The 26448-nt window shown below is 70.7% G+C and carries 26 protein-coding genes and 1 riboswitch; of the genes, 11 read left to right on the forward strand and 15 right to left on the reverse strand.

Annotated features, from left to right (window positions below; translation table 11 throughout):
* Window positions 1-4: 4 nt before the first annotated feature.
* Window positions 5-403 carry an NUDIX domain-containing protein gene (locus QE374_RS03245; protein WP_309732137.1) on the reverse strand — a complete coding sequence of 133 codons (399 nt, stop codon included), beginning with the start codon at window positions 401-403 and terminating at the stop codon, window positions 5-7.
* A 47-nt stretch (window positions 404-450) separates the two neighbouring features.
* Between QE374_RS03245 and QE374_RS03250 the strand changes: the two genes are divergently transcribed.
* The 3 genes from QE374_RS03250 (at window position 451) to QE374_RS03260 (ending at window position 3016) form a co-directional block, all read left to right on the forward strand.
* Window positions 451-1932, forward strand: coding sequence for an SDR family NAD(P)-dependent oxidoreductase (locus QE374_RS03250; protein ID WP_309732139.1), 1482 nt, complete (start codon window positions 451-453; stop codon window positions 1930-1932).
* Window positions 1926-2150 carry a hypothetical protein gene (locus QE374_RS03255; protein ID WP_309732141.1) on the forward strand — a complete coding sequence of 75 codons (225 nt, stop codon included), beginning with the start codon at window positions 1926-1928 and terminating at the stop codon, window positions 2148-2150. The genes QE374_RS03250 and QE374_RS03255 overlap by 7 nt, the downstream gene beginning before the upstream one ends.
* Before the next feature lie 92 nt (window positions 2151-2242).
* Complete coding sequence (locus QE374_RS03260) at window positions 2243-3016, forward strand: alpha/beta hydrolase (protein WP_309732144.1); 774 nt, start codon at window positions 2243-2245, stop codon at window positions 3014-3016.
* A gap of 15 nt (window positions 3017-3031) precedes the next feature.
* Here QE374_RS03260 and QE374_RS03265 read toward each other — a convergent pair whose 3' ends face one another.
* The 6 genes from QE374_RS03265 to QE374_RS03290 all read right to left on the reverse strand — a co-directional run bounded on the left by QE374_RS03265 (window position 3032) and on the right by QE374_RS03290 (window position 9003).
* Window positions 3032-3682, reverse strand: a complete 651-nt coding sequence (locus QE374_RS03265; RefSeq protein ID WP_309732146.1) for an NAD(P)H-binding protein — start codon at window positions 3680-3682, stop codon at window positions 3032-3034.
* Between the two features lie 139 nt (window positions 3683-3821).
* Entirely contained in the window at window positions 3822-4802 is a 981-nt protein-coding gene (locus QE374_RS03270) for a phosphotransferase (RefSeq protein WP_309736593.1), read from the reverse strand.
* A gap of 94 nt (window positions 4803-4896) precedes the next feature.
* Window positions 4897-6513, reverse strand: a complete 1617-nt coding sequence (locus QE374_RS03275) for an ATP-binding protein (RefSeq protein WP_309732148.1) — start codon at window positions 6511-6513, stop codon at window positions 4897-4899.
* A gap of 146 nt (window positions 6514-6659) precedes the next feature.
* On the reverse strand, window positions 6660-7781 hold the full coding sequence (locus QE374_RS03280) for a VanZ family protein (protein ID WP_309732150.1): 1122 nt from the start codon (window positions 7779-7781) through the stop codon (window positions 6660-6662).
* A 47-nt stretch (window positions 7782-7828) separates the two neighbouring features.
* Complete coding sequence (locus tag QE374_RS03285) at window positions 7829-8344, reverse strand: hypothetical protein (RefSeq protein ID WP_309732151.1); 516 nt, start codon at window positions 8342-8344, stop codon at window positions 7829-7831.
* Window positions 8341-9003, reverse strand: a complete 663-nt coding sequence (locus QE374_RS03290; RefSeq protein ID WP_309732152.1) for a TetR/AcrR family transcriptional regulator — start codon at window positions 9001-9003, stop codon at window positions 8341-8343. Before QE374_RS03290 ends, QE374_RS03285 begins: the two co-directional genes overlap by 4 nt.
* A gap of 78 nt (window positions 9004-9081) precedes the next feature.
* Between QE374_RS03290 and QE374_RS03295 the strand changes: the two genes are divergently transcribed.
* The 5 genes from QE374_RS03295 (at window position 9082) to QE374_RS03315 (ending at window position 13131) form a co-directional block, all read left to right on the forward strand.
* On the forward strand, window positions 9082-10005 hold the full coding sequence (locus tag QE374_RS03295) for an ATP-binding cassette domain-containing protein (RefSeq protein ID WP_309732153.1): 924 nt from the start codon (window positions 9082-9084) through the stop codon (window positions 10003-10005).
* A gap of 1 nt (window position 10006) precedes the next feature.
* Entirely contained in the window at window positions 10007-10759 is a 753-nt protein-coding gene (locus QE374_RS03300) for an ABC transporter permease (RefSeq protein WP_309732155.1), read from the forward strand.
* 73 nt (window positions 10760-10832) lie between these two features.
* On the forward strand, window positions 10833-11372 hold the full coding sequence (locus QE374_RS03305; RefSeq protein ID WP_309732157.1) for a hypothetical protein: 540 nt from the start codon (window positions 10833-10835) through the stop codon (window positions 11370-11372).
* Window positions 11369-12478: a histidine kinase gene (locus QE374_RS03310; RefSeq protein ID WP_309732160.1), complete on the forward strand. Its 1110-nt coding sequence runs from the start codon at window positions 11369-11371 to the stop codon at window positions 12476-12478. Before QE374_RS03305 ends, QE374_RS03310 begins: the two co-directional genes overlap by 4 nt.
* Window positions 12475-13131, forward strand: a complete 657-nt coding sequence (locus QE374_RS03315; RefSeq protein WP_309732162.1) for a response regulator transcription factor — start codon at window positions 12475-12477, stop codon at window positions 13129-13131. The genes QE374_RS03310 and QE374_RS03315 overlap by 4 nt, the downstream gene beginning before the upstream one ends.
* A gap of 7 nt (window positions 13132-13138) precedes the next feature.
* On the opposite strand, the gene QE374_RS03320 is transcribed toward QE374_RS03315, so the two are convergent.
* On the reverse strand, window positions 13139-13807 hold the full coding sequence (locus QE374_RS03320) for a FadR/GntR family transcriptional regulator (protein ID WP_309732164.1): 669 nt from the start codon (window positions 13805-13807) through the stop codon (window positions 13139-13141).
* A gap of 164 nt (window positions 13808-13971) precedes the next feature.
* On the opposite strand from QE374_RS03320, the gene QE374_RS03325 reads away from it, so the two are divergent.
* The gene (locus tag QE374_RS03325) at window positions 13972-15726 is read left to right on the forward strand and encodes a 2-isopropylmalate synthase (RefSeq protein WP_309732166.1); all 1755 of its coding nucleotides are present in this window, start codon (window positions 13972-13974) and stop codon (window positions 15724-15726) included.
* Between the two features lie 8 nt (window positions 15727-15734).
* On the opposite strand, the gene QE374_RS03330 is transcribed toward QE374_RS03325, so the two are convergent.
* The 3 genes from QE374_RS03330 to thiM all read right to left on the reverse strand — a co-directional run bounded on the left by QE374_RS03330 (window position 15735) and on the right by thiM (window position 18696).
* A complete protein-coding gene (locus QE374_RS03330) occupies window positions 15735-17246 on the reverse strand; it encodes a bifunctional hydroxymethylpyrimidine kinase/phosphomethylpyrimidine kinase (protein ID WP_309732168.1) in 1512 nt (503 codons plus the stop codon).
* Window positions 17243-17890 carry a thiamine phosphate synthase gene (gene thiE / locus QE374_RS03335; RefSeq protein ID WP_309732170.1) on the reverse strand — a complete coding sequence of 216 codons (648 nt, stop codon included), beginning with the start codon at window positions 17888-17890 and terminating at the stop codon, window positions 17243-17245. The genes QE374_RS03330 and thiE overlap by 4 nt, the downstream gene beginning before the upstream one ends.
* The gene (gene thiM, locus QE374_RS03340; RefSeq protein ID WP_309732172.1) at window positions 17887-18696 is read right to left on the reverse strand and encodes a hydroxyethylthiazole kinase; all 810 of its coding nucleotides are present in this window, start codon (window positions 18694-18696) and stop codon (window positions 17887-17889) included. Before thiM ends, thiE begins: the two co-directional genes overlap by 4 nt.
* A riboswitch (TPP riboswitch) is annotated at window positions 18688-18779 on the reverse strand. (Overlaps the previous gene by 9 nt.)
* A gap of 191 nt (window positions 18780-18970) precedes the next feature.
* Between thiM and QE374_RS03345 the strand changes: the two genes are divergently transcribed.
* Complete coding sequence (locus tag QE374_RS03345; protein ID WP_309732175.1) at window positions 18971-19549, forward strand: NADPH-dependent F420 reductase; 579 nt, start codon at window positions 18971-18973, stop codon at window positions 19547-19549.
* 63 nt (window positions 19550-19612) lie between these two features.
* Here QE374_RS03345 and erm read toward each other — a convergent pair whose 3' ends face one another.
* A complete protein-coding gene (erm, locus tag QE374_RS03350; RefSeq protein ID WP_309732177.1) occupies window positions 19613-20380 on the reverse strand; it encodes a 23S ribosomal RNA methyltransferase Erm in 768 nt (255 codons plus the stop codon).
* Between the two features lie 297 nt (window positions 20381-20677).
* Between erm and QE374_RS03355 the strand changes: the two genes are divergently transcribed.
* A complete protein-coding gene (locus QE374_RS03355; protein WP_309732179.1) occupies window positions 20678-21640 on the forward strand; it encodes a putative zinc-binding metallopeptidase in 963 nt (320 codons plus the stop codon).
* Between the two features lie 114 nt (window positions 21641-21754).
* On the opposite strand, the gene QE374_RS03360 is transcribed toward QE374_RS03355, so the two are convergent.
* The 3 genes from QE374_RS03360 to QE374_RS03370 form a co-directional block, all read right to left on the reverse strand.
* Entirely contained in the window at window positions 21755-23998 is a 2244-nt protein-coding gene (locus QE374_RS03360; protein ID WP_309732181.1) for a TIM-barrel domain-containing protein, read from the reverse strand.
* Window positions 23995-25119 carry a glycoside hydrolase family 15 protein gene (locus QE374_RS03365; RefSeq protein WP_309732182.1) on the reverse strand — a complete coding sequence of 375 codons (1125 nt, stop codon included), beginning with the start codon at window positions 25117-25119 and terminating at the stop codon, window positions 23995-23997. The genes QE374_RS03360 and QE374_RS03365 overlap by 4 nt, the downstream gene beginning before the upstream one ends.
* Window positions 25120-25185: 66 nt before the next feature.
* The gene (locus tag QE374_RS03370) at window positions 25186-26430 is read right to left on the reverse strand and encodes a sugar ABC transporter substrate-binding protein (RefSeq protein WP_309732184.1); all 1245 of its coding nucleotides are present in this window, start codon (window positions 26428-26430) and stop codon (window positions 25186-25188) included.
* Window positions 26431-26448 lie beyond the last annotated feature (18 nt).

A 26448-nucleotide genomic window follows, 5' to 3' on the forward strand; every position in this document is an offset into this window, starting at 1 on the left:
AGGCTCAGCTCAGGAAGTACTCGCGCGCGAGAGGCGCGACCTCCAGCTGGTCGACCTCGTCCGCTCCCACCCAGCGCAGCTCCGCGATCTCGGCCGACGCGACCGGCGTCTGATCTCGGATGTCGGCGGCGAAGACCTCCGCGACGACCTCGAATCCCGGCTCGTTGGCCGCAGCCGCCGCGAACGAGCCCAGCGGCTCGAGCTCTGCGGCATCCAGCCGGAGTCCCAGCTCCTCGCGGATCTCGCGGACGAGCGTCGAAGCCGCATCCTCGCCGTCCTCCGGCTTGCCGCCCGGCTGCATGAACGCGGTCGTCCCGCTCTTTCGCACGAGCAGGAGCCTCCCGTCGGCGTCGCGGATCACCGCGGCGGACACATGGATGCGGCGAGGTTCGGCAAGGGTCACCCTGGCACGCTAACAGCCCCGCACGGGCGCCCGACGTAGAATCTCGTGTGCCCGACGCGACCTCTGCCCCCACCGATCCACAGCCCAGCGGCATCGATCCCGACGATCTCGCCACCACGCTGCGCGTACTGGAGGAGCTCGCACAGGTGGACCAGACCCATCCGGACTACGTCACGGTCCGGCGCGCGACGGCTGCGATGTTCAAGGCCACCAAGAAGGTGCGACGCCGCGAGATCCGCGATGCGATCGCCGCGGCGGACCGCGCAGTCGTTCACGCGACGGCGACGGGGGCACCCGATCGCATCGACGACGAGACGCGCGGCATCCCGATCAGCACCTCGACCACGACGCCCACCGCGGGGACCCTGCTCAAGGCACGCGGCTGCTACATCTGCAAGAAGCCGTACACGGTGGTCGACGCGTTCTATCACCAGCTCTGCCCCGAATGCGCCGCGATGAGTCATGCGAAGCGCGACGCGCGCACCGACCTCACCGGCAAGCGGGCCCTGCTGACCGGCGGCCGGGCGAAGATCGGGATGTACATCGCGCTGCGGCTGCTGCGCGACGGCGCGCACACCACGATCACCACGCGCTTCCCCCGCGACGCGGTGCGCCGCTTCAGCAGCCTTCCGGATGCGGCCGACTGGATCGACCGGCTGAAGATCGTGGGCATCGACCTGCGAGACCCCGCCCAGGTGATCGGGCTCGCCGAGGACGTGGCCGCGGCAGGGACCCTGGACATCCTCATCAACAACGCGACCCAGACCGTGCGCCGCTCCCCCGGCGCCTACCAGCCGCTCGTCGATGCGGAGCTGGCACCGCTGCCCGAGGGACCGCTTCCCGAGCTGGTCACCTTCGGGCACACGAACGACCAGCACCCGCAGGCTCTCGAACGCTCGGTCAGCGCGCACCCGATCCTCGCGGCCGCCGCCGCGCGCGCCGAGGAGCTCACGGAGCAGGCCATGGCGGCCGGATCCAGCTCGCTCGAGCGCCTGGCAGCGGGCACCGCGATCGACGCGGGCGGACTCATCCCCGACCTCGACCACGTCAACTCGTGGACGCAGCGGGTCGAGGATGTCGATCCGCTGGAGATGCTCGAGGTGCAGCTGGCGAACACGACGGCCCCTTTCCTGCTCATCTCCAAGCTGCGACCGTCGCTGGCGGCCAGCAGCGCTCGTCGCACGTACATCGTGAACGTGAGCGCCATGGAGGGCGTGTTCAACCGCGGTTACAAGGGCCCGGGGCATCCGCACACGAACATGGCCAAGGCCGCCGTCAACATGCTGACCCGCACGAGCGCGCGCGAGATGTTCGAGAGCGACCGCATCCTCATGACGAGCGTCGACACCGGGTGGATCACGGACGAGCGCCCGCATCCCACGAAGGTGCGCCTGGCCGAGGAGGGGTTCCACGCCCCGCTGGATCTCGTCGACGGAGCGGCCCGCGTGTACGACCCGATCGTGCGCGGTGAGGCCGGCGAAGACCTGTTCGGCGTGTTCCTCAAGGATTACGCCCCCGGCGCATGGTGAGACTGCCCGAACCCGGCACCCGCGTCGTCGTGCGCTACCTGCTGCCGACCGGCCAGGCGACGGATGCGCTCGGCGAGCTGCTCAGCGCCGATGAGGACATGGTGGTGGTCGACGGCAAACGCGGCGTCGAGCGCATCCGTCGTGTCGACATCGTCGCCGCGAAACCGGTGCCGCCGCCGCCCGCGCCCCGTATCCGCCGTCCCTCTTCTGGCGCATGAACGACGCGCATCCGCTCGGAGAGCCGGACACGCGCCTCCTGTCCGATGGCCGGTCGCTCACACTCCGTCGCGCGGGTTCGGGACCGTCGACCGTGGTCTTCGAATCCGGCATGGGCTTCTCGAGCGCCGCGTGGGGTCGCGTGCTTCCCGCTGTCTCCCGCGTCGCGAGGACGATCTGCTACGACCGAGCCGGGATCGGCGAGAGCGAGGCGGATGCGGCACCGCGCACCCTCGACCGGTTGGCCGATGATCTGGGCGCTCTGCTGGCTCCTGAGAGGCGCCCCCTGATCCTGGTCGGACACAGCTGGGGCGGGCCCATCGTGCGCACGCTCGCCGCACGGCGCGTGCTCGATGTGCGCGCTCTCGTGCTCGTCGATCAGACCGACGAGCACATCGACTCCTACTTCACCCCCGCTCTCGCCGAGCAGATGGCGGCGCGGCCTGCCCGGTTCTCCTCCCTCAGCGCGCGTGCCAGCATCGCTCTGCTACGTCGCCGGGCGCTTCGGGCGCAGCCGGCAGCGGTGAAGGCGCAGCTGCGACGCGATCTCGCCGCCCTGGAGCACACGATGGCGCCCGAGCTGGGGCACTTCCTCCCCTCGTTGTCCGCACTGCGCGAGGATCCGGCACATGCCGAGGCGCTCCACGGCATCGGCGCGAGCGTCATCACCGGCACACGCGCCGGAGTCGGCGAACGCGGCCGTCGGCGGGAGATCAACCGGGCGCACGCCGCAACGGCGCGGCAGCTGGGCGGCCGCCTCGTGCCGGCGCGCCGTTCGGGGCACAACGTGCCCTTCGACCAGCCGGAGCTCATCGTGACGGAGATCCGCCGCGTGCTCGCCGAGGCCGGTCCCTCCGCCGTCGGATGAGACCGGCCGTCCGGGTCAGCCGATGGCGGTGAAGCGCCGCCGGTGGTGAGCGGGCGTCTCGATCTCGTCGAGGATGGCCAGCGCGAGGTCTGCGGCGGAGATGGTCGAGGTACCGTCCGCGGCCCGCAGGAGCACGTCGCCGCCGAGCGTGTACCGGCCCGTCGATGCCGTGCCGAGCCAGGAGCCGAACTCCTCCGGCGGGCTGACGTAGAACCAGTCGAGCCCCTCGGGGCCGGTGGTGAGCAGCTCGAGTGCGTTGAGGCCGGTCTGCACCTCCGGCTTCACCTCAGCCGGCATGTGCTCATGGGTGGTGTCCCACAGGCGCGGCCCGCCCTCCTCGACGAGGAGCGAAGACGCGCCGCCGATGTAGCCCAGGCGCGTGGCGGTGCCGGCCAGGCGCTCGATGAGCGACGCGACGATGCCCTCGACCTTGCCCGCCATGTCGCCGCGCGGAGACAGTGCGACCACCACGACGTCACGGTCGGCGATCACGCTCTCGCGCACGTCGTCCTCGATGACCGAGCCCTGGACGTATTCGACGCCGTCGACGAGATCCGCCGGCGAGGTCCGACTGAGCGAGGTGACCGAGTGCCCGCGCCGCTGCGCTTCTGCGACGACTGCTGCGCCCGCATAGCCGCTCCCACCGAGAACCGTGATTCGTGCCATCGACGTGTGTCCTTTCCTCCCGGGCCGGCCGTCGGCCGAACCTCTGGGGTGAGGCCGCGGCTTCTTCCGCGGCCTGCTCACCACCCGGCAACGACCCCGCTCGCCCGACGATTCCCGCGCTCGCGCACGCATCGCCGATTCATAGCGTGCGCGCCGGTTCCGCCGCTTCCAGGGCGCGCAGGGCGTCGTCGAGCAGGCGAGCGACCGAAGCCCGGTACTGCGGGAGCCACTCGCCCTCGAAGCCGCGGATGTCGATCTCGGTGACGAGGATGAGGCGGTAGTAAAGGCGGTACAGGGCGAGCCGGATCGCCCCCGTCGGCGAGACGAGTTCGGCAGCGAGGACTCCCCCGGCATCCGTGTCGCCCGCGATGATCTGCTCCTCGGCACGCTCCTCGGCCATCTGGTTCGCCCCGACCAGATCGAAGAGCGGATCGCCCCACACAGCGCGTTCGGTGTCGATGAGTCCCACGATCCGCAGGTCGTCGTCGAGGAAGATGTTCGCCGGCCAGAGATCGTTGTGCACGACGACCGGATCGGTGACCGCCTCGAGGACGTGCCCGTGGCGCGAGAGCGCGGCACGAATCCTCGCCTCGGGCACGATCGTGCCCGATTCGGCCGCGTCGCGGAGGATGCCGTCGAACATCGCGGTGATCGCGGTGCGCCAGTCATCGTGCCGCATACCCGTCTCCCGCGCGGGATACCCGAAGGCCGGAGCCGGCACCCGGTGCAGCTCGGCCATGAGAGCGCCGAGGGCGTGACGCACGCGGACGGTGGCGGCCGCATCGAGCTCGAGATCGTTCCACACCCGGCCGGGCAGGTGGCGGGTGACCACGATGTCAGCATCCACGACCGATCGGGAGAAGTCGGTCATGACGACCTCGGGCACGGGAGCACGTTCCGCCAGCATCCCGTAGACGAGCGCCTCGGATGCGGCGATCCCGCGTTCGTAGCGGCACAGCCTGCGCGGATCGGTCGGGGTCGCCTTCACGATGAGACGAGCACCGTCGGTGAGTGTCACGGCCAAGGTGGCGGCGAACGTCCCGCCGGTCAGTGCTTCGCTGCGCGCGATCTCGCCGAGCGGCTCGAGAACGGCGGCGAGCTGTGCGGGAGTGAGCGACATCGGTGGCACAGGCGCGGACCTTTCGGGTGGAGCAGCCGGCGTCCGCGAGACGCACGGCCTTCTCACGCTAGCGTCCGCGACCCTCCGATGCCCGTCAGAGGGCCGGGATGCAGATCGTGACCTCCGTTCCGCCGGCCGCGCTCCGGGCGAGAGAGGCCACTCCCGCGTGCGCGGTCACGATGTTGTGCACGACAGACAGCCCCAGCCCGAAACCCTGCACCGCGTCTCGATGCGCCAGAGGCGCGCGATAGAAGCGGTCGAACGCACGGTGCTGCTCGACCTCGCTCATGCCGGGTCCCTCGTCACTGACACGGATCCGGATCTCGTCGTCGACTCGATCGCACTGCGCGAGCACCTCGGTGCCCTCGACTGCGAACTTCACCGCGTTCGAGAGCAGTTCCGATACCGCCTGTCGGATGCGGCCCGTATCGGCCATGGCGACTGCGGTATCGGCGACCTCCGCGCGGATCGCGAGGCCGCGCCTGGCCGCATCGGGCCTTGCGATGCGCACGCACTCGCCGACGAGACCGGCCACATCCGTCGGCTTGAGCTGAAGCTCCATACGGATGTCGGCGGCGGTCAACAGCTCCGATACGCGGGTCATGACCCGGTCGACGCTGCGCAGGATGATGTCGATCCGCTCCTGCGCACCGGGGTCGGTCTCGGCGACCCGCTCGCTCAACAGATCCAGATGCCCGATCAGCGGGGTCATGGGCGTGCGCAACTCGTGCGACACGGTGTGGAGGAAGTCGTCCCGCATCTGCTCGGAGTGCAGCACCTCGGTGACGTCCTCCGCGACCACGAGGGTGCCGAGCGCGGAGCCGTCGGGGCGTGCGATCTTCGATGACGAGCGGATGTAGGCGCGCTGATGCCCCGGGGGGCCGACCCAGGCGAGCGTCGGGGCAAGCTCGGTGCCGTCGACGACGGCCTGCAGGATCCGGTCGCTGCGGCGCAGGGGGGTCGTGCGGTCGGCGGCGAAGACGCCGCCGGAGTTGATGGGCTCGCCCGGGCTCGCGAGCTCGTAGCCCTCGTGGCGGGCGACCTCGTGAGCGCGGGGGTTGGCGAGCAACAATGCCCCTTCCGGGTCATAGACGGCGATCGCGGTCGGGACCGTGCCGATGACCGCGTCCACCAGCATCTTGCCGTCGGTGACGCGGGCGAGCGCCTGCTCGCGCGCCCGATGCGCAGCGCTCAGGCGGGCGGCGTGACGGCGCAGGGCCCGGGCGCCGAGGGCTGCGACGACGATGATCATGAGCAGTGCGATGAGCGTCCCGACGTCGAAGAAGACGTCTGCGAGGGTTGCCGGCCACTGGCCCGTCATCACGCAGGGGATGACGACGAAGAGCACCATCAACAGGACCGACACCGTCGGCCACGGCCGTGGAAGCAACGCCAACCCCAGCACGGGCAGCGCCACCACGAAGACGGTGAGCGACGTCTGAGGCAACAGTTCCTGCCGCAGCGCGGCGAACACGACGACATTCACGCTCAGCACCGAGGCGACCAGCCAGGTCCGCGTCACCCGGCGCGCCAGTGCGGCTGCGAGCCAGCCCGCGGCGAGCAGGAGCGCGATCACGACCCACAGCGCGACGGGCAGCGAGCGTCCGAACTGGACGTCGTACACGATGAGACCGGCGATGAGTCCGGCGAGCACGAGGCCCTGCAGCCACAGCAACGACTTGGCCGCGAGTTCGACGATGAAATCCGTCATGGGGTTCTGCGCTCCTCGGGTGGGCCGATGACGAGGTGCCCTGTCACGACGGGAGAGGCGCCCTTCCGGAATGCCCGAGATCTCAGGGACGCATCAACGGTATCCACCGAGACCGCTCTCACGACAGCGCGACGACGCAGCGGCGATCAAGACCTGACGTCGCGCAGTTCGCCGCCGGAGAGAACGAGCGAGAGACCCCGTCGTCCACGGCTGAAGGGAACGGACACCACGGCGACCAGCACGATGATCCCGCTGACGATGCCGACGAGGCCCACCACGGTCTGCACCGGTCCGGCATCGGCGCCCGGCAGTTGGTCCACAACGGTGGCGATCGTGTAGGGCAGCGCCACGACCGACGCGCGATGAAGTCGCCGCCACCATCCGGAACGATCCGGCGGCCACGCCGGCGTCAACCACACGAGCCGCTGTCCGATGGAGGCTCCCGCACCCAGCACCGCGGGCAGCACCACGACGAGCACGATCGTGCCGGCGCCGACGACGATGACACTCGCGACCGAGACCGCATCCGAGGGTTCGCGCCCGCCGGCGATCGCGAGCTGCGGCGCGATGAGCGTCAGCGAGAGCAGCCCGCTCACGACATTGACCGCGACAGCGTCGAGAATCATCCCGAACCACCGTCGCCAGACGGTGACGGGCCGCGGCAGCGAGCGGTCCCGGCGCAGGGCCCCGGAACTCGGCATCCAGGACAGCAGGAGTGGAGCGAGGAACACGCCGATCGCTGCGCCGGCCGTGTTCGTGATCAGATCGTCGACGTCGGCGACGCGATACGCGCAGTCGTAGAGCCCCCAGACCCCCGTCAACTGCGTCGTCTCGATCAGCAGCGACAGCGCGGCCCCGAGCGCGATGGACACGACGGGTCCGCGATTCCAGTAGCGCCGCGCGATGATGCCGAAGGGAATGAACAGCGCGACGTTCAGCGCGACTTGAAGCGTGGCGCGGCTCGTGAGAGCGGAGACGACGGACAGGCCCTGCGTCTCACGCAGGATGTCGCCGACGGAGTGTCCGGGGACGAGCTCGATGCCGGCGCTGCTCACGCCGCAGTTCGCCGCGACGTCGGGCAGCGGCAGGAGCGTGTAGGCGACGAGCGCCACCGCGTAGACGCTGGTCGCCGCCGCGCCCAGAAGCCTCGGGAACGAGAGCCGGCCGTAGCGACGGATCTGAATCAACAGCATCGGGCCGAGGACGGCGAAGAAGATCAGCGAGCCCCCGATGAGGCCGAACCACGCCTGCCACGTCCACCCGGTCATCCGATCCATCCTAGGAGGCACACCGCGCGCTTCCCGGTGCGTCGCACTCAGCCGTGGGAGAGCAGTTCCAGCGCGATGACCCCGACCGCGAGCACGGCTTCCCCAGCGAGGATCATGATGCGCTGCATCCGGGGAACGGCGAGCCGTCGGACGGCCAGCAGACCGATCGCGACGAGGGTGGCGGTCGTGATGAGCATCGCCGCCAGCAGACCCGTCGAGCCGTCATAGAGCCCGAGCGCCGCGAGCCCGATGCACACCAGAGGCGGGAGTGCGACGGTCGCAGCGCCCAGGGTGCCGGTCACCATGTGCCGATGCTCGGCACGCTCAGGCACGCGCGAGTGCACAACCATGTGGCTGAGCAGGTCGGCGACATAGACCGCGCACACGGTCGCAGCGACGGTGATGGCGAGCGTTGCGAGCGCGAGACCCGCATCCGGATGCGCATCGTGAGCGCGCAGCGCGATGATCACCGCAAGGGCGGTGAAGGCGACGTAGATCCGTTCCTTGAGGGATGCGGCGCGCCGGATGCGCGTCTGAGCGTCATCGTCGCGCGCTTCCGTCATGCCCGGCTCCCGTCGGGCGCATACGCGCGCAGGAAGGCGTGCGCGCCGTCCGTCATGATCCGATCCACGCGGTCGAGCTGGGCGCGGCGGCGGCCGGGCTCGTTCAGGACGCGCAGGGTGGTCAGGGCGTGGAAGTGATCGGCGGCGAGCTCGGGATCAGGGGCGTCGAGGAGGCCGGCTCGCGCCAGCAGCTCGAGGCGTTCGGCGAGCGCGCGGTTGTGTGCCGCTTCGAGCGGGTGGTCGTCGAGCTCCGGGAGCAGCGTCTCGTTCTCGGTGATGAGCCGCACGGCGGCGGCGTAGTCGGAGGCGGCGAGCTGGGAGCGGCCGAGGTCGAGGGCGAAGGCGACGAGCGCGCGCTCGGTCGCGGCGGGGTCGGCATCGGCGAGGACCGGCGGAAGGTGACGCTCGATCAGCTGTCGGAGGGTGATCAGGGCCGCCTCCCCCGCCTGCTCCACGACACCCAGCAGGAGCCGCCGCTTGTCGCCGTAGTAGTCGTAAACGGTGCGCTTGGACACGCCCGCGCGCGCAGCCACCGCGTCCATGCTGGTGCGCTCCACGCCATCGCGCACGAACAGTTCGCGGGCGGCGGTGAGGATCGCGGAGCGCTTGTGGGCTTGGCCCTCCCGGACCTGCTTGACCTGCGTGTCGGGCATCGGCATCCCCTCTTCCTGCGACTGCACCGACAACTCTACACTGACGAGTGTAGCCACTACACCACACGGTGTAGTGTGCCACACATGGTCCTCAGTTCTCCGCTCTCACTCCAGGCACACGCGCTCACCAAGCGCCACGGCGCGATCACCGCCGTCGACGGCCTGTCGTTCGAGGTCAGACCGGGCGTCGTGACGGGCTTCCTCGGCCCCAACGGCGCCGGCAAGTCCACGACCCTGCGCATGTTCCTCGGGCTCGATCGACCATCATCGGGAGCCGCGACCATCGGCGGTCTCCGCGCAGCCGAGCTGCCTCACCCGGCGCGCGTGGTCGGGGCGATGCTCGATGCCCGAGCCGTCCACCCGCGACGCTCCGCCGGCGAGCACCTCTGGGCAACGGCCCGCGCTGCCGGCATCCGTCGGTCGCGCGTCGACGAGATGCTGGAGACGGTCGGGCTCGCCGACGCCGGCGGCCGACCGGCCGGAGCGTTCTCCCTGGGCATGAAGCAGCGCCTGGGGATCGCGACCGCCCTGATCGGCGACCCGGGGATCGTGATCTTCGACGAACCGCTCAACGGACTCGATCCCGAGGGCATCCGCTGGGCGCGCGCGCTCATGCGCGAGCTCGCGGCAGAGGGACGCACCGTGCTCTTCTCGAGCCACCTCATGGGCGAGATGGAGCTGACCGCGGACCACCTGATCGTCATCCATCGCGGGACACTGCTCGCAGACGAGTCGCTGCCGGCGTTCATCGCCTCCCGGACGACATCCTGGGTCCGCGTCCGCACACCGGACCTCGCGGGTCTTGCCCGCGTCCTCACGAGGGCAGGCCTGTCCACGACCCCGGTTCCCGGGCAGCCCGACGCGCTGCGAGTGCGGGACACATCGCCCGATCAGGTCGGCCACCTCGCCGCCACGGCCGGCGTCGAGGTGTCGGAGCTCACGCTCGTGCGCGACTCCCTCGAAGACGCCTTCCTGCGCATGACCACCCTCGACCGTAAGGCGGCGTGAGATGAACCTCTTCGCATCGGAGTGGATCAAGACCCGGAGCGTGCGAAGCACCTGGATCCTCGCCGCCTCGACGGTCGTCGTCACCGCACTCGTGAGCCTGCTGGGCATCAGCGGTCTGAGCGCCGACTGGCAGGCCGAGCTGCCCGGAGACTTCGACCCCGTCGGCGTCAGCTTCAAGGGGATCCTCGTCGGGCAGCTGCTCATGGCCATGCTCGGGGCGCAGGCCGTCACCAGCGAGTACGCCTCGGGGCAGATCATCAGCACCCTTTCGATCGCTCCCCGGCGCGCCCGGCTGTTCACCGCGAAGGCCCTCGTGACCACCTCTGTCGCCGCGGTCGTGGCGGTCGGCACGGTAGCGGCGAGCTTCGTCGCCGGTCAGGCGGCGCTCGCCGCCGCCGGCCTGCCGACGGCGAGCACGAATGACGGCGACACCGTGCGCGCCCTCGTCTGCGCCGTCGCGTACCTCGTCCTGTCGGCCGTGCTGGGCCTGGCATTCGGCACGCTCACGCGCAGTTCCTCCGGGGCGCTGGCGATCGTCGTGGGCGTCGGCCTCCTGGTACCCGCCCTCGCACCGGGCCTTCCGGGGATCGCGGGCCGGTTCGCGGGGACCTTCTGGCCGACGACCGCAGGCCAGGCGTCCTACACGGCGGCCGGCACCGGCGTGCCGCCTCTGGTCGGCCTGGCGGTGATGGCCGTGTTCACCGCGTGGATGACGGTGGCAGCCGTGACGACGCTCCGCGTGCGCGACGTCTGAGTCCACACGATCTCCACCCTGCTTCCACCCGTGGGTGGTCGTCCGGCGCCTCGTGTGCGACGACGCTGGCGTCATGACCTTCTCCACCGTCCTCAACGTCCTGCTCCTTCTCGTCCTCGTCGTCTGGCTGGGGTACCGCCAGTCGACGTGGCGCCCCATCCGCTCCGGCCGGATGTGGCGGATGCCGATCATCCTCGGCGTCGCCGGAGTCGCCGTCATCGCCCAGACCGTCGATCACGTCACGACCCTCGACGTCATCGCGTTGACGGTCGAAGCGGCGATCGCTCTCGGCGTCGGCGCGGCGATGGGGCGCATCGCCCGCATCAGGCCCATCGCGCAGCCGTCCGCGCGGATAAAGGGTGCATCGCTCGAATCTCGAACCGGATGGTGGGGCATGGCACTGTGGCTGATCGTGATCGCCAGTCGGATCGCGATCGATGTCGCCGCCGCGTCGAACGGGGCGTTCGTCGCCTCATCCATGGGCGCCATCCTGCTTCTGCTCGCAGCCAACCGGGCGATGCGGGTGCTGGTGCTCGAATCCCGGACGCGGCGACTCGTCGGCGGCGACGGGGATACTCCTGCACCGACGGCGCGGTCCATGATGGGGTCATGAACACGGGGCGCCGGTCGGCGCGGGCAGCGCTGCACCTCGTGGGGGCGGCCCTGGTGACGTTCTGGCTGTTCGCGGGGGCGCGTCCGGCGGACCCCTGGACCTGGATCGGGGTGCTGGCGGTGCTCGCCTGGCTGGGCGGAGCACTGCTGCGCGGCGCCCACCGGGCGTCCGCGGCACTCGCGGCGGTCGCGCTGGCGGCTGCATCCGTCGCCGTCATCCCCACCGGAGGGGTCACCTTCACCCCCGTCGTGGTCGCCCTGCTCCTGCTGTGGGCCGATGACACCCTCCCCGCCTGGGCCGCGATCACGGCCTCCGTCGCGGCGCCGCCGCTGATGGCGATCGGCGCGATCGGACAGGTACCCGGCATCCCCACCCTGCTGGCTTTCGGCGGCGGCATCGTCATCGCCTCGCTGGCGGGGGCGAGTCGGCGCCAGACGCGCCGCTTCCTGCGTCAGGAGGCGATCTTGCGACAGCAACAGCAGGAAGCTGCGGAGCAGGCCGCGCGGGCAGCCCTCGCTCGCGATCTGCACGACGTCCTCGCGCACACCCTCGGCGGGCTGGTCATCCAGCTCGATGCGACCGAGGCGCTCATCGAGCGCGGAGACACGGATGCCGCCCTCACTCGCTCGCGAAGCGCCCGGCGGCTGGCGGGCGAAGGTCTGGACGAGGCGAGGCGGGCGGTCGCGGCGTTGCGCAGCGGCGCCGGACGCGATGAACGCGTACGGCCCGGCGAGGTCATGGATGCTGTCGGAGAGCTGCTTCGCACGCATCGCTCCCTCGGCGGATCCGCGACCTTCGAGACGGACGGAACGCCGTGGGAGACCTCCGACGCTCAGGCGGCGGCCGTGGTGCGAGCCGCGCAGGAGGCGCTCAGCAACGCACGACGCCATGCTCCCGGGCATCCGGTCGATGTCAGCATCCTGTGGAGCACCGATCGTGTGCTGCTCACCGTCGCCAACGACGTGGCTGACGCGGGCGGGACCCCGTCGGGCGGGTTCGGGTTGCGCGGTATGCACGAGCGCGTCGCCGCCCTGCCTCACGGCGGTCGGGTCGACATCAGCCAGGACGGATCGCGCTTCCAGGTCCGGTTGGAGGTACGCCGGTGAGTCCTCAGCCGATCAGGGTGCTCGTCGCCGACGATCAGGCGATCGTGCGAGACGGTCTCGTGACGATCCTCGGTCTGCTCGACGACGTGTCGGTCGTCGGCGAGGCGACCGACGGCGTCGAGGCGATCACCCTCGCCCTGTCCGAGCGCCCCGACGTCGTTCTCATGGACCTGCGGATGCCGGGCCTCGGCGGCGCCGACGCCACAGCGCGGTTGATGCGGGATGCACCGGAGATCGCCGTGCTCGTGCTGACGACGTACGCCGACGACGACTCGATCGCCGACGCACTGCGCGCGGGCGCCCGCGGATATCTCACGAAGGATGCGGGGCGCGCAGAGCTCGAGTCGGCGATCCGCTCCGTCGCGCGCGGTCAGTCGGTCTTCGCGTCCGACGTGGGAGCCCGCCTCGTGCGAGCCGCGATCGGGGCGACGTCGCCGCCTGCGGGGCGTCTGACCGACCGCTTTCCCACGCTGACGGCCCGGGAGGGAGAGGTTCTCACCCTCCTCGCCCGAGGCCGGAACAATCACGAGATCGCCGCGGAACTGTTCGTCTCGGTCGCGACCGTGAAGTCCCACATCAACACGATCTTCGCCAAGCTCGGCGTCCGCGACCGGGCGGCAGCGATCGCCCTCGTCCTCTCCGGCGGCAGCTGACCGCACCTCAGGACAGCGCCGCCTTCAGCGCGTCGAGGTGCGTGCGGCTCGCGCGGACCGCCGCATCCGGCGTCCGTTCCGCGATCGCTTCGACGACGGCGGCGTGCGCGTCGTGATCCTGTCGCTCGGAGGCCGTCGGCCGGATGCGGAGCATCTCGATCATGGTGCGCCGAACGCGCGGCACGAAGCCGTCGAACAACTCGACCAGTACCTCGTTGTGCGATGCCACGACGATCGCCCGATGGAGGGCCATGTCCGCATCCACATGCTCATCGACGCTCTGCCCGGGCAGCGTCCGCGCGTCGAGCGCGCGCCGTATGGCGCGCAGGTCGGCGGGCGTGCGCCGCTGCGCGGCCAGCATGGCGGCTTCGACCTCGATCGCCGTGCGCGCCTCGATCACGGTCACGATGTCGGCGCGCCTCAGCACGTCACTCCACTCGTCCGCGACGTCCAGGGCCGTCACGTAGACGCCGGACCCGTGGCGCGAGTCCAAGACGCCGCTGCCCGCGAGCCGCCGGATCGCCTCGCGCACGGTCGAGCGCCCGACGCCCAACTGCGCCGCAAGGGTCGTCTCGCCGGGGAGCTTGCCCCCCAGGGACCACTCCCCCGCACGCACGCGCGTCAGAAGCAGATCCGCCGCCTGGTCCGCCAGCGGCGTCCGCGACACCTGAGACATCGCAACTCCTCAACTTGTCTGAGGACTATGGTAACGTCCCCGACATGCACATGCTCGGATTCCTTCTTCTTCGCCGCCACGGCGGGGCGTAGCCAGACCGGCTCCCCGTCGTGGAGCCGAACACCGCGCCGGTCTGACTCCCCCAGACCTGAGGACCTCCGATCATGACCATCTCCACCCCCGCCTGGAACCGACAGCGCCCCTCGGGCATGCCGTCGCATCGCTACACCGACGCCTACTCGCGCGTCGAGGTTCCCCTCACCGATACGGAACGCCGCTGGCCGGACCGCCGCATCACCAGCGCCCCGCTGTGGGTGCCCGTCGACCTGCGCGACGGCAACCAGGCCCTGGCCGAACCGATGGACCCGGCCCGTAAGCGCCGGTTCTTCGAGCTCATGGTGCGCATGGGCTACACCGAGATCGAAGTCGGCTATCCGTCCGCCTCCCAGACGGACTACGACTTCGTGCGCCTCATCGCCGACTCCGACCTCGCGCCCGACGACGTCACGATCGTCGTCTTCACGCCGGCGCGGCGTGATCTGATCGAGCGGACCGTCGAGTCGATCCGCGGCATCCGCAACGAGGTCGTCATCCACATGTACACGGCGACGGCGCCGGTCTGGCGCACGACCGTGCTCGACAAGGACCGCGACGAGCTGCGCGAGCTGATCCTCGCCGGCGGCAGGGACGTGTGGGAGCTCGCGGGCCACCTGCCGAACGTCCGCTTCGAGTTCTCCCCCGAGGTGTTCAACCTGACGGAGCCCGACTACCTCATCGAGGTGTGCGACGCGATCACCGAGCTGTGGCAGGCGAGCTGCGAGCGCCCCGTCATCCTGAACCTGCCCGCCACCGTCGAGATCGCCACCCCCAACGTCTACGCCGACCAGATCGAGTACATGCACACGCGTCTCGCCCGCCGCGACGGGGTGATCCTCTCCGTGCATCCGCACAACGATCGCGGAACCGGCGTCGCCTGCGCCGAGTTGGCCGTCCTCGCCGGCGCCCAGCGCGTCGAGGGCTGCATCTTCGGCAACGGCGAGCGCACGGGCAACGTGGACATCGCAACTCTCGCCCTGAACCTCCACGCGCAGGGCGTCGACCCCATGATCGACTTCTCCGACATCGATGAGATCCGCCGCACGGTCGAGTACTGCAACCGCATCGACGTGCATCCGCGCCATCCGTATGTCGGCGACCTCGTCCACACCGCGTTCAGCGGCACCCATCAGGATGCGATCAAGAAGGGCTTCGCCGAACACCGCGCCAGAGCTGCGGCCGAGGGGCGCGACCAGCGCGAGATCGCGTGGCGGGTCCCCTATCTGCCCATCGATCCCGCCGACATCGGACGCAGCTACGACGCGGTCATCCGCGTCAACTCGCAGTCCGGCAAGGGCGGCATCGCCTACCTGCTGGAGACCGAGTACGGCGTCGTGCTTCCCCGTCGACTTCAGATCGACTTCTCGCGGCACGTCCAGCAGCTCACCGACAGCACGGGCGAAGAGGTGACGGCGGAGGAGATCTGGTCGCTGTTCACCGACGTCTACCTGAGCGGCCCGGAGCACCCGCACATGCCCATCGAGACCGCGCACGTCGACGAGGGCACAGCCTCGACCGAGATGATCGTGCGCGTGGACGACCACGCCCACCGTTCCACGCACGCGGGAGTCGGCCCCGTCGAGGCGGCCGTGCGCGCGCTGGCGGACTGCGGCGTCGAGCTCGAGATCCTCTCGCTGCATCAGAGCTCGCTCACATCGGGCGCGGATGCCGAAGCCGTGACACTCATCGAGTACCGCGGACCGAGTGGCCCGGCGTGGGTCGCAGGACGCGATCGCTCGACACTCGCGGCCACCCTGCAGGCAGTCGCCCGCGCCGCGGACCGGTTGACGGCTCTTCGGCGCGTCGCCGCCGCATCGCGGTGACCCGATCGTCAGCCGGGTGATGCTCCGTCGCCGCGGGCTGCCGTTCTGTCCGCAGCGAAGAAAGCGAGCTCGTGACGGGAGGATGCCAGGAACGCGTCGTGCATCGCCGCCCGGGTCGCCGCATCGGCTCCCGCGGCGGACCCGGCGACGATCTCGATCGCCCGGCGCGTGGCGTGCGCGAAGTCCGGATCTGCGTAGGTGTCGAGCCAGGAGCGATACGCATGCCCCTCGTGCGACCGCGTCTGCAATCGCTCTCCGACGTCCTGGTAGATCCAGTAGCAGGGCAGCAGGGCTGCGATGAGCACGCGATAGTCGCCGCGGGCCGCGGCCGCCAGCAGGTGATCGAGGTAGGCCGTCGTGACCGCGTCGGGGTGCTCTCCGAGCCCGGATTCGCCCGCGAGCCAGTGATCGTGCAGCTGCAGCTCGCCGACGATCGCATTCTGCGCGCTTCCTGCCCAGAACGCGCGCTCCGCGGAGTCCGGCGCACGGCGCGCGGCATCGGCGAGGACGCGAGCATAGTCGCGCAGGTACAGCGCATCCTGGGCGAGATAGCCGAGGAACGCGTCCCTCTCGAGCGTGCCCTCGCCCAGCCTCCGCACGAACGGCAGTTCGTCGATCTCGGCACGGATGCCGGCGATGTCCTCCCACCATCCGGTCTCGATCTCGTGCGCGGTCGGCCGGGTGTCGAGACCGCCGCGTTCCCAGAGCCCCGCGAAGTGGCTGATCGGACCGTTGCCCGAGCCGACCTCGAGCTCCGCACCGTGGCGGATGCTCTCGACGAGCCACCTCTTCGACTCCGCCGTCGCCCGCACCCACTCCCCGGTGGCTGCCGCGCGGGTCGCCACCGCCGATGAGAGCGAGCATCCCGTGCCGTGCGTGTTGCGGGTGCGGATACGGATACCGGCGAACTCGGTGCTGGCGACCTCGCCGTCGACGATCTCCACGAGCGCGTCCGGCAGCCGCTCCCCCGACAGGTGCCCGCCCTTGGCGAGCACGCGCACGCCGTGCGCGCGAGCCACGGCACTCGCCTGCGCGAGCACATCGCTCCACGCCGAGGCCTCGGGTGCACCCGCGAGGATCGCGAGCTCGGGGATGTTCGGGGTCACGAGGTCGACGTGCGGCAGCAGCCGCCGGAGGGCGTCCTCGGCATCCGCGTCCAGTAGGCGATCGCCGCTCGTCGCGACCATCACCGGGTCCAGCACGACGACCGGCGGGCGGATGCGGCCGAGCCATACGCCCACCGTCTCGATCACCTCTGCGGTGGCGAGCATGCCGATCTTCACCGCATCGATCCGCACATCGTCGGAGACGGCGTCGAGCTGCTCGGCGAGGAACGCGACGGGCGGCACGTGCACCGAACGCACACCGTGCGTGTTCTGCGCGACGAGCGCGGTGACGACGGCCATGCCGTAACCGCCGTTCGCCGCGATGCTCTTGAGGTCCGCCTGGATACCGGCACCGCCCGTCGGGTCGGTTCCCGCGATGCTCAGCACCCGCGGGACGGCACGCCCGGCACTCATGCCGCATCCCATGCCGCGCGCAGCATACGAGCGGCATCCGCGGGGGCGCCCGCTCCGCAGATCGCAGAGACGACGGCCGCGCCCGCGGCGCCGGCTCGACGCAGCGGACCCAGGTCGGCCGCCGAGACTCCGCCGATCGCCACCGCCGGCAGCGCGCTCGCCGCGACGAGCCGCGCGAACCGCTCATGGTCCAACGGTGGCGGCGCATCGCGCTTCGTGGCGGTCGCGTGAAGCGCACCGATGCCGACGTAGTCCACGGCGCCGCCGCCGGATGCGGCGGCGAGCTGCTCGGGAGTGGCGGCGCTGAGACCAAGGATCGCGTCTTCGCCGATCAGTGCGCGCACCGCCTCCGGCGGAAGATCGGTCTGTCCCACGTGCACTCCCGACACGCGCACCCCCGCCGCACGGGCGGCGAGGAAGACGTCGACGCGGTCGTTGACGAACAGCGCGACGCCGTCGGGCAGCACGGCCGACACCCTCGTCACCGTGTCGAGGAAATGGCGCGCGGAAGCGTCCTTCTCGCGCAGCTGCACCGCCGTGACACCGTTCGCCGTCGCCTGGCGCACCACGTCGACGATGTCGTGGCCCGCCGCCGCGGCGATGCCCGCGTCCGTCACGAGGTACAGCGACAGGTCCGCGTTCACGCGATCACCGCCCGGCTCCGCAGCGTGTCGGTGTCGAGGCCGGCGAGCGCGTCGAGGAACGCGACGGCGAAGCCACCCGGTCCCGTGGCACGCTCCGCGGCGACCTCGGCGGCGACGTTGTAGACCGTGACCGCGGCGATCACCGCCGCGAGACGGTCCTCGTCGACGCCGGCGAACGCGGCCATGACGGCGCCGAGGGCGCATCCGCCACCGGTGACGCGCGTCAGCAACGCGTCGCCGTTGCCGAGCCGCACCTCGCGGGCACCGTCCGTGACCACGTCGACCGCGCCGGAGACGGCGACGATCGCACCGGTGGCCTGTGCGATGCGCCGGGCGGCGGCGACCGCATCCTCCACGCCGTCCGTCGCGTCGACTCCGCGTCCACCGGCGCCCGAGCCGTCCAGCGCGATGATCTCGGATGCGTTGCCGCGCACGACCGCGGGACCCGCGGCGGCGAGCTCGGCGGCGAGCGCGGTGCGCACCGGAAGCACGCCGATCGCCACCGGGTCGAGTACCCAGGGAGTGCCCGCGTCGCGCGCGGCCGCGACGGCCTCGCGCATCGCCTCACGCTGCTCGGAGCCGGGTGTGCCGAGATTGACCAGGACCCCCGAGGCGAGGCGCGCGAACGGTCCGGCCTCCTCCGGGATGTCGACCATCGCGGGCGCGGCTCCGAGGGCGAGAAGGACGTTGGCGGTGAAGCCCGTGACCACCGCGTTGGTCAGACACTGCACGAGCGGGCCGCGTTCGCGCACCGCCCCCCAGGCCTGGATGGTGGATTCGATCAGGTTCTCTGGCGCGCGCGTCATGTGCGACATCCCTCCGCTCGTACTGACGAGATCAGGTTCGACGGGTGTGATCTCAGCCCCGTGGGGCACCCCGTGTCGTGTGTGTGGGTTCAGGTTAGCGGACGGCCGGGCACGTGACCCCCGGTCGGCACGGGACGACGTGGTGCATCTGCCGCCTCACGTGCAGGTCTGCGCCGCGGAGTCGATCGAGCGCGTATGAATGCCGCGGAGACGGTTGCGGCCGCGGCCGGATGGGACGATCGTCGGTGCCGTAGGTGCGAGGAAAGGACATCTCATGACGGAGTTCAGCATCATCGGCACTGGCAACATGGCCAACGCGATCGGCGGCGTGCTCGCGGACGGCGGAAGCAGTGTGACGTATATCGCCAAGGATCAGATCGGCGCCGCCCCGCTCTCCGGCGAGGTGGTCGTGTTGGCCGTGCCCTACCCCGCTGTGGCGAGCATCCTCGACGCCTATGGCGCTCAGCTCGACGGCAAGGTCGTGGTCGACATCAGCAACCCGCTCGACTTCGACACCTTCGACTCGCTCACCGTCCCCGCCGGCAGCTCGGCCGCCGCCGAGATCCAGGCGAAGCTGCCGGATGCGCGTGTTCTCAAGGCGTTCAACACGACGTTCGCCGGCACGCTCGCCTCCAAGAAGATCGGCGACCAGACGACGACCGTCCTCATCGCGGGCGACGACGCCGCAGCGAAGCAGACCCTGTCCTCTGCCGTCGAGGCCGGCGGTGTGGGTGCGATCGACGCCGGCTCGCTGTCGCGCGCGCACGAGCTCGAGGCCTTGGGCTTCCTGCAGCTCACCCTCGCCGCCGGGGAGAAGGTCAGCTGGACCGGGGGCTTCGCCCTCGTGCGCTGAATCGAGCACCCCGCACCGCACTCTCGACGATATGAGACGGTGCGGGGTACGGTCCGATCCGCGTCAGGCGCGAGCGACCTCCCGCCACAGCCGCGCCCACTCCTGCGCGTTCAGGTCGCGGGGCAGGGCGTCCGGGCGGATGCCGGCCGAATCGAGTCGACCCCGCGCCGCGGGCCGCGGCATCCGCGCGGCGGCGGCAAGGACGGCCGCGATGCCCCGGCCTCGGGCCGTGAAGACATCGCCCACAAACCGCTCATACGCGCGGCGGTCCGCATCCGGCACGAGCGGCGACCTGCGGCGGGCGATCGCCAGGATGCCACCATCCACGGAGGGCATCGGACGAAACGCCCGCGCCGGCACTCGTCCGTGCAAGGTGAAGGCGAACCACGGCGCCGACTGCGCCGAGAGGAGGGTGCCGCCGCCGACCCCGGCGCGTTTGCGCGCGACCTCCCACTGCGTCAGCAGGACGGCATGCTGCCACGAAGGCCGCTGCAACAGCCTCCGCATGATCGGCGTCGTGAGGTGGAACGGCAGGTTGCCCGCGATGACGGGCGCGTCCAGCGGGTGGCGCAGGACGTCGGCCCGCTCGACGCGCACCGACGGATACGACCGGCGGAGTGCGGCAACGCGGCGCTCATCGATGTCGATCGCGGTGAGCGGCCGCCCGAGACGGGCGAGACGCGCGGTGAGCGCACCGCCGCCGGCACCGATCTCGAGGATCGGGCCGTCGGATGCCGCGACGAGCGCGACGATGCGATCGATGGCGGGTGGGTGGATGAGGAAGTTCTGGCCGAGTTCGTGGCGGCCGCCGTGGACGGAACGGGTACGCATGAGCGCTCCAAAGGAAGATTCGGAGCACCGCGGCGCGCGGGTACGAGAAAGGACGCGCTGCCGGGGTGCGAGGACATCCCGGAAGACGGCGCGATCACGCGAAGATCAGCGACGCGCCGTCAGGCGCGGCGGTCGCGGATCGAGTAGACGAACGCCGTCATCGGCGCTGCGTTCAACGTTCCCATGGGCACGAGTCTACCGGGCAGCGGGCGGACCGCATCCGTCCGGGACCGCAAGCCCGCGCCGCCGATCAGTCCGCTCTGCCACGCTTGCCGGGTGAAAGCCTTCCGATGTCGTGTGTGCGGGAACGCCCTGTACTTCGAGAACTCCGTCTGCACGTCGTGCGGCACCCCGCTCGGCTTTTCACGCACGGAGGGTGAGATCGTCCCGGTCGACGACACGGGCCGGTACGTGGATGCTTCCGAGACCGTGTGGCAGGTGTGCCGGAACCTCGATCTGTCCGGCTGCACGTGGCTGGCCGCATTCAAGGGCGGCCAGTGCTCTGCGTGCGACCTCACCCGCGTGCGCCCCAATGACGCCGATCTCGAAGGGCTCTCCCAGTACCCCGTCGCCGAGCGCGCCAAGAGATGGCTGCTCTTCGAGCTCGACCGGCTCGGATTCGCGGTGGTCGGGAAGGCGGAGGACCCCGAAAAGGGACTGTGTTTCGATCTGCTCTCGAGCGTGCAGGAGAACGTCGTCATCGGCCACGACGCGGGCGTCATCACGATCGACCTGGCCGAGAGCGACGACGCGTACCGGGTCAAGGTGCAGAAGCAACTGGGCGAGCCCTACCGCACGATGCTCGGCCACTTCCGTCATGAGGTCGGGCACTACATCGAGTGGCTGCTCGTGGAGAACACCGACCGCTCCGCCGAGGCCCGCGCGCTGTTCGGCGACGAGCGCGTCGACTACCAGGCCGAGATCGACCGTCACTACTCCGAGGGGCCGCCGGCCGACTGGCAGGCGCGCTACATCTCGACGTACGCGACCATGCACCCGTACGAGGACTTCGCCGAGACGTGGGCCCACTTCCTGCACATCACGGACACGCTCGAGACCGCCGATCAGTACGGGCTTGCCGTGTTCGTGGGAATCGACGCGTTCGCCTCGTTCCGCGACATCGTGACGCAGATCTGGATGCCGCTGTCCACCGCGCTCAACATGATCAACCGCTCCATGGGCAAGTCCGACTTCTATCCCTTCGTCCTGCCGGACCCGGTGCTCGACAAGCTCGACTTCGTCGCGTCGCTCCGGCCATGACGGCGAGAGCCGGCGCTGCGTCGATCAGCCGCCGCCGAGCCCTCGCCGGTACTCGCTGGGGGTGAACCCCCGAGGCTGTGTCCGCCGAGCTCACCGGCGTCCGCCTCCCGCGAGTCAGCCCCGGCCCGTGAGAACCTCGGACAACGCGGGCCACGCGGCGGCGCGGACGAAGAGCGGGACCCAGGAGCGCGACGATACGTCCGCCGTGACCACTCGACCCCCCGCCCACGACGCGCCCGTGCGGGCCTCGATCCACTCGCCCGCGGGAAGGTAGACGTCCCATGCCGTCGCGCCGGGTTCGAGCACCGGGGCGACGAGCAGGTCGGGCCCCAGCATCCACTGCAGCGGATGCTCCCACACCCGCGGATCGGCGGGGTGGTCGAAGTACAGCGGGCGCATGAGCGGCACCGACGTCTCGACGGCGGATGCGGCGGAGGCGGCCAGGTACGGGATCAGGCGCTCGCGCAGTTCGACGAGCCCGCGTACCTCTCCGATCACGGCAGCGTCACCCGTGCGCTCGGCGATGTTCCACGGCGTGCGGTCGTTGGAAGGCAGTTTGTGGTGGTTGAACTCCGAGTGGTACTGCATGATCGGCACGAACACGCTCGCCGCCATCGCCCGCACGTAGAGCTCGGCATCGGGAATCGGCCCGGAGAATCCGGCGATGTCCCAGCCCCAGTAGACGATCCCGCACGAGGCGGCCGACAAACCTGCGAGCATCGACCAGCGGAACGCCTCCCAGGTGGAGTTCTCGTCGCCTGCCCAGAATGCGCCGTGCGCCGCCGAGCCCGTGAAGCCCGCGCGGCTGAACGTCACGGGCGCCTTGCCCGCCGACTCCAGGAGCCGGCCGTAGGCCGCGGCGTACGCCACGGGGAAGCGGTTGTTCGATGCGCCGCCCGACGAGCCGTCGAGGTACACGAGGTCCTCGCCCCACGCGTGCTCGCCGCCGTCGGTCTTGAAGCCGTCGATCCCCACCTCCTCCACCAGGTACCGACGCTTCTCGGTCCACCAGTCGGCGGCGCGTTCGTCGGTGAGGTCGGGCATGAGCGAGAGCGGGAACCACCATCCACGATTGCGATACGGGCGCAGCGTCCCATCGGGCGCGGTCTCGCGGATCAGCACGTCGTGCGCGAGCGCGGCGCGGGCGTCGGCGGCGGCCTGTCCCCTCGGATGCGGGCGGAGCTTGATCAGCGGGATCTGCCAGAGGTGCACGCGCACGTCGTGCGCGTGCAGCGCGTCCACCATTCCCTTGGGGTCGGGCCACGCGCCCTCGGCGGGGAACGTGAAGTCGGCCAGGCGCATCGGGCCGCCGTCCTCGCGTACCCGGTACTCCGCGTCGCGGAAGATCGTGAAGCTCTTCTCGTCGCTCCACGCCTCGATCACCACGTTGCGCACGGGAACACCGTGCTCGCGATGCAGCGCCATCTGCCGCTCGATCTCGGACTGCGTGTTCCACTCGTTGCCGCTGGCCCAGAGCCCGAAGACCCAGTCGGGCAGGGCACGGGGGCGCCCTGTCTCACCGAGGAACGCATCCAGCACCGCGGTAGGCGTGCCCGCATACAGCGCGAGCGTGAGCACGTCGCTGTCGGTGGACGCCGCATCCACCTCGGCCTCGACCGTCAGACCCTCCGGTGACGTCTCGCCGACGTCGAACCACACGCGACGCGACGTGCGGACGTGGAACCCCCAGCCCTGCCCGCCCACGACGTGCGCGAACGGCATCGGCAGGTACGTGCGCCGGTGTGCGCCCTGGCTCTTGTACTGCTCGAACACGACCGAGTCCAGGCGCGTGCCGCGGTGATCGAGCGCGTCATAACGCTCACCGAACCCGGTGACATGCTCACCGGGTTCGAGCGGGAGCACGAAGCGCACGCGGTGGACACGCACGCCGTCATCGAGGACCTCGATCCCCTCGTGCACCGCGACCGCGGAGCCCTCGATCGCGAGCACGCCCGCGGAGGCAGGGCGCCATCCGGCGACGCGGGTCTCGAACCAGCGCGTGCGCTGGATGCGGCCATCCGCCCCGGTGGCGGCGAATCGATAGCGCAGCACGGTGTGCGCAGCGGGGGCCTCGAGCTCGACCTGCCAGCCCCCGGCCGCGCGGGCCGTCCGGGCCTGCGCCGAGGCGAGATGGCCGCCGTCGACGGCTTGGCCGCGCGACGATCGCGCGACGCGCGCGAGCGGCACCGAGCGGGCGTCGCCGCCGTCGACGTGCAGTTCGAGGGCCACGCCGTCGATGTCGCCGGACGTGCGCACACCGAGCCGCAGGGTCTGGCCAGCGACCGGCTGCACCGGACTGCGCTGCTCGGTGTCGTCGGAGTAGGGATGCCCCGAACCGGACGGGCGATGGCGGATCATGCTGCGAGCTCCGCGCGATCGACGCCGAGCTCGGCGGCCAGGCGCAGCACCATCGCGTGGCTCCACAGCAGCGGTGTCGCGACCGGCCCCCACCGATCGATCCACTCCTGGCGGTACTCGGGGGCGAGGAGGTGCCCGTCGACCTGCTCGGGCAGCATTCCCGCGTCGGTGGCTGTGGACGCCGCCCATTCCAGCAGGCGCCGTGCCTCGGCGCGATCGCCGACCGCGGCGTAGGCGAGCCCGAGGAAGCATGACAGCAGAGGCCAGCGGCCGCCGCCGAAGAAGGTGTCGGCGCGGAAGCGGTACACACCGCCGTCGACCTCGAGCTGATCCGTCACCGCCTGCAGCGTCGCCGCTGCGAGCGGCGAGGCCGGATCGATCACCCCGAGCGGGGCGATGAGCGAGCTGAGGCTCGCGTCGACGGCATCCGAACCGATCCACTTGACGAGGTGCCCGTCGACCACGGCGTCGCGCTCGATGCGTGCGGTCACGTCCTCGGCTCCCGCCCGGGCGCGCTCGGCGCGCTCGCCGGTCACCAGGCCCGCATCGGCGGCGGCGCGCAGACCGGCCGCGATGCAGCCGAGCGTCGAGCCGTGCACGGCCTCGTCGTGCTCCTCCCACCAGTCGTAGCACGGACGCTCCCAGGAGCTGAGCAGGTACTCGACCGTGAGCGCGGCGGCATCGGCCCATCGCGCGGGGTCGATCGCGTGACGTTCGACGTGCGCGGCGGCGGCCCAGAGCCACGTCCCGTAGCCGTCGAGCTGGAAGTCCCACCAGTCGTCCGCACCCAGCCCGCCGTCGAATGTGAAGCGCGCGGGCAGCATGTGCTCGTCCGGGAGCGGCGTGCCGGCGTCGGCCGCCTCGACGATGTCGCGGATGCGGTCGGCGTGCAGGTCCACGACCATCGCGCACCAGTCGTGGAACGCGGATGCGGAGCTCACCTCGCCGGCCGCCGACGCGCCGTCGGCGATGAACGATCCGTCGCGGAACCAGCAGTACCCGCGGTAGGCCGAGAACGACGGCGAGGCGGGGTAGGCGCCGTTGGGCTCCTGGAGCGAGGTGATGACGGCGCGAGAGCGGTCGAGGAGCGCGCCGAGATCGACGCGAGGTGTCGTGGTCATGGGTCCGTTCCGTGGAAGTCGCGGTGACCGGGGGCGGGCGCTCCGCCCCCGGTCAGAGGGCGGGTGTCAGCCGAGCAGCGGCGTGATGCGGGTCTCGGCGTCGGTGAGCGCCTGCTCGACCGTCTTGCGGCCGGCGGCCGCCTCGGTCAGCTCCTCGGTGACGATGTCCTGCATCTCCGCCTGGCCGTCGCCGATCGAGGGCGCGAGCGCGACCTCTTCGAGCGAGTCGAACACGGCCTGGCGGTTGGTCGGCGGCGTGATGTCGAGGTAGGCCGACAGCGCCGTCTCGTCGGCGATCGGCGGGAGCTCCCATCCGGCCTCCAGGCGCGTGTCGACCGTGGTCTTCGAACTGGTCAGGAACTCGGCGAACTTCGTCGCCGCATCCTTGTTCTTCGTGCCTGCCGAGACGGCGACGGCGTTCGAGAACAGCGCGCTCGCGTGCTGCGTGTCGCCGGGCTCGACCGCGATGTCCCAGCCGATCGAGGCGTCCGCGAGGGTGCCGAACATCCAGATTCCGCTGTGCCACATCGCGAGCTTGCCCCCCGCGAACAGGCCGCTGTCGAAGTCGGGGGTGCCCGCACCCTGCTCGGCGGTCGGCATCGTCGTGCCGCTCTTGCCGATGAGCCATTCGGCGGCCGCGATGCCCTCGGGGCTGTTGAACCCGAGCTCGCCGTCGGCGGTCAGGAACTCCCCGCCGGCCTGCGCCACGGCCTTGTAGAACTCGTGGTACGAGATCGGCTGGTAGTCGCCCCACACCCCGGCGGCGGCATCGGTGAGCTTCTCGGCCGCGGCCTTCTCGTCCGCCCAGGTCCAATCCGACGTCGGGTACTCGAGGCCTGCCGCATCGAAGAGGTCCGTGTTGTAGAACAGCACGACGTTGGAGAACGAGCTGGGCAGCGCGTACTGCGTGCCGTCGGTCGCGTACGCGTCGGCGAGCGAGCTCTGGTAGGCGCTCGTGTCGACGCCCTCGAGAGGCGCGAGCACTCCGCTCTGCTGGTAGGCGGCGTAGTTGGCGAACTCGATGTCGAACACGTCCGACGACGTGCCGCCCGCGAGGTCCGTCTGCAGCGCCGTGAAGTAGTCGGCGTAGGGCAGCGTCGTGACCTCGACCGTGATGCCGGCGTTCTCCGCCTCGAACGCGTCGACGATCTTCTGCAGGTTGTCTTCGTTCCCGCCGGCCGAGATGAAGTTGGTGTACGTGATGGTGACGGCTCCGCCGTCCGAGGGCGTCGTCGAGCCGGAGCATCCGGTCAGGGCGAGGCCGGCGGCGGCGAGGACGCCGATCCCGGCGAGGGGTGCTGTGCGGTTCATGCGATATCTCCTTCGATA

Source organism: Microbacterium sp. SORGH_AS_0428 (genome assembly GCF_031453615.1).
Taxonomy (GTDB): Bacteria; Actinomycetota; Actinomycetes; order Actinomycetales; family Microbacteriaceae; genus Microbacterium.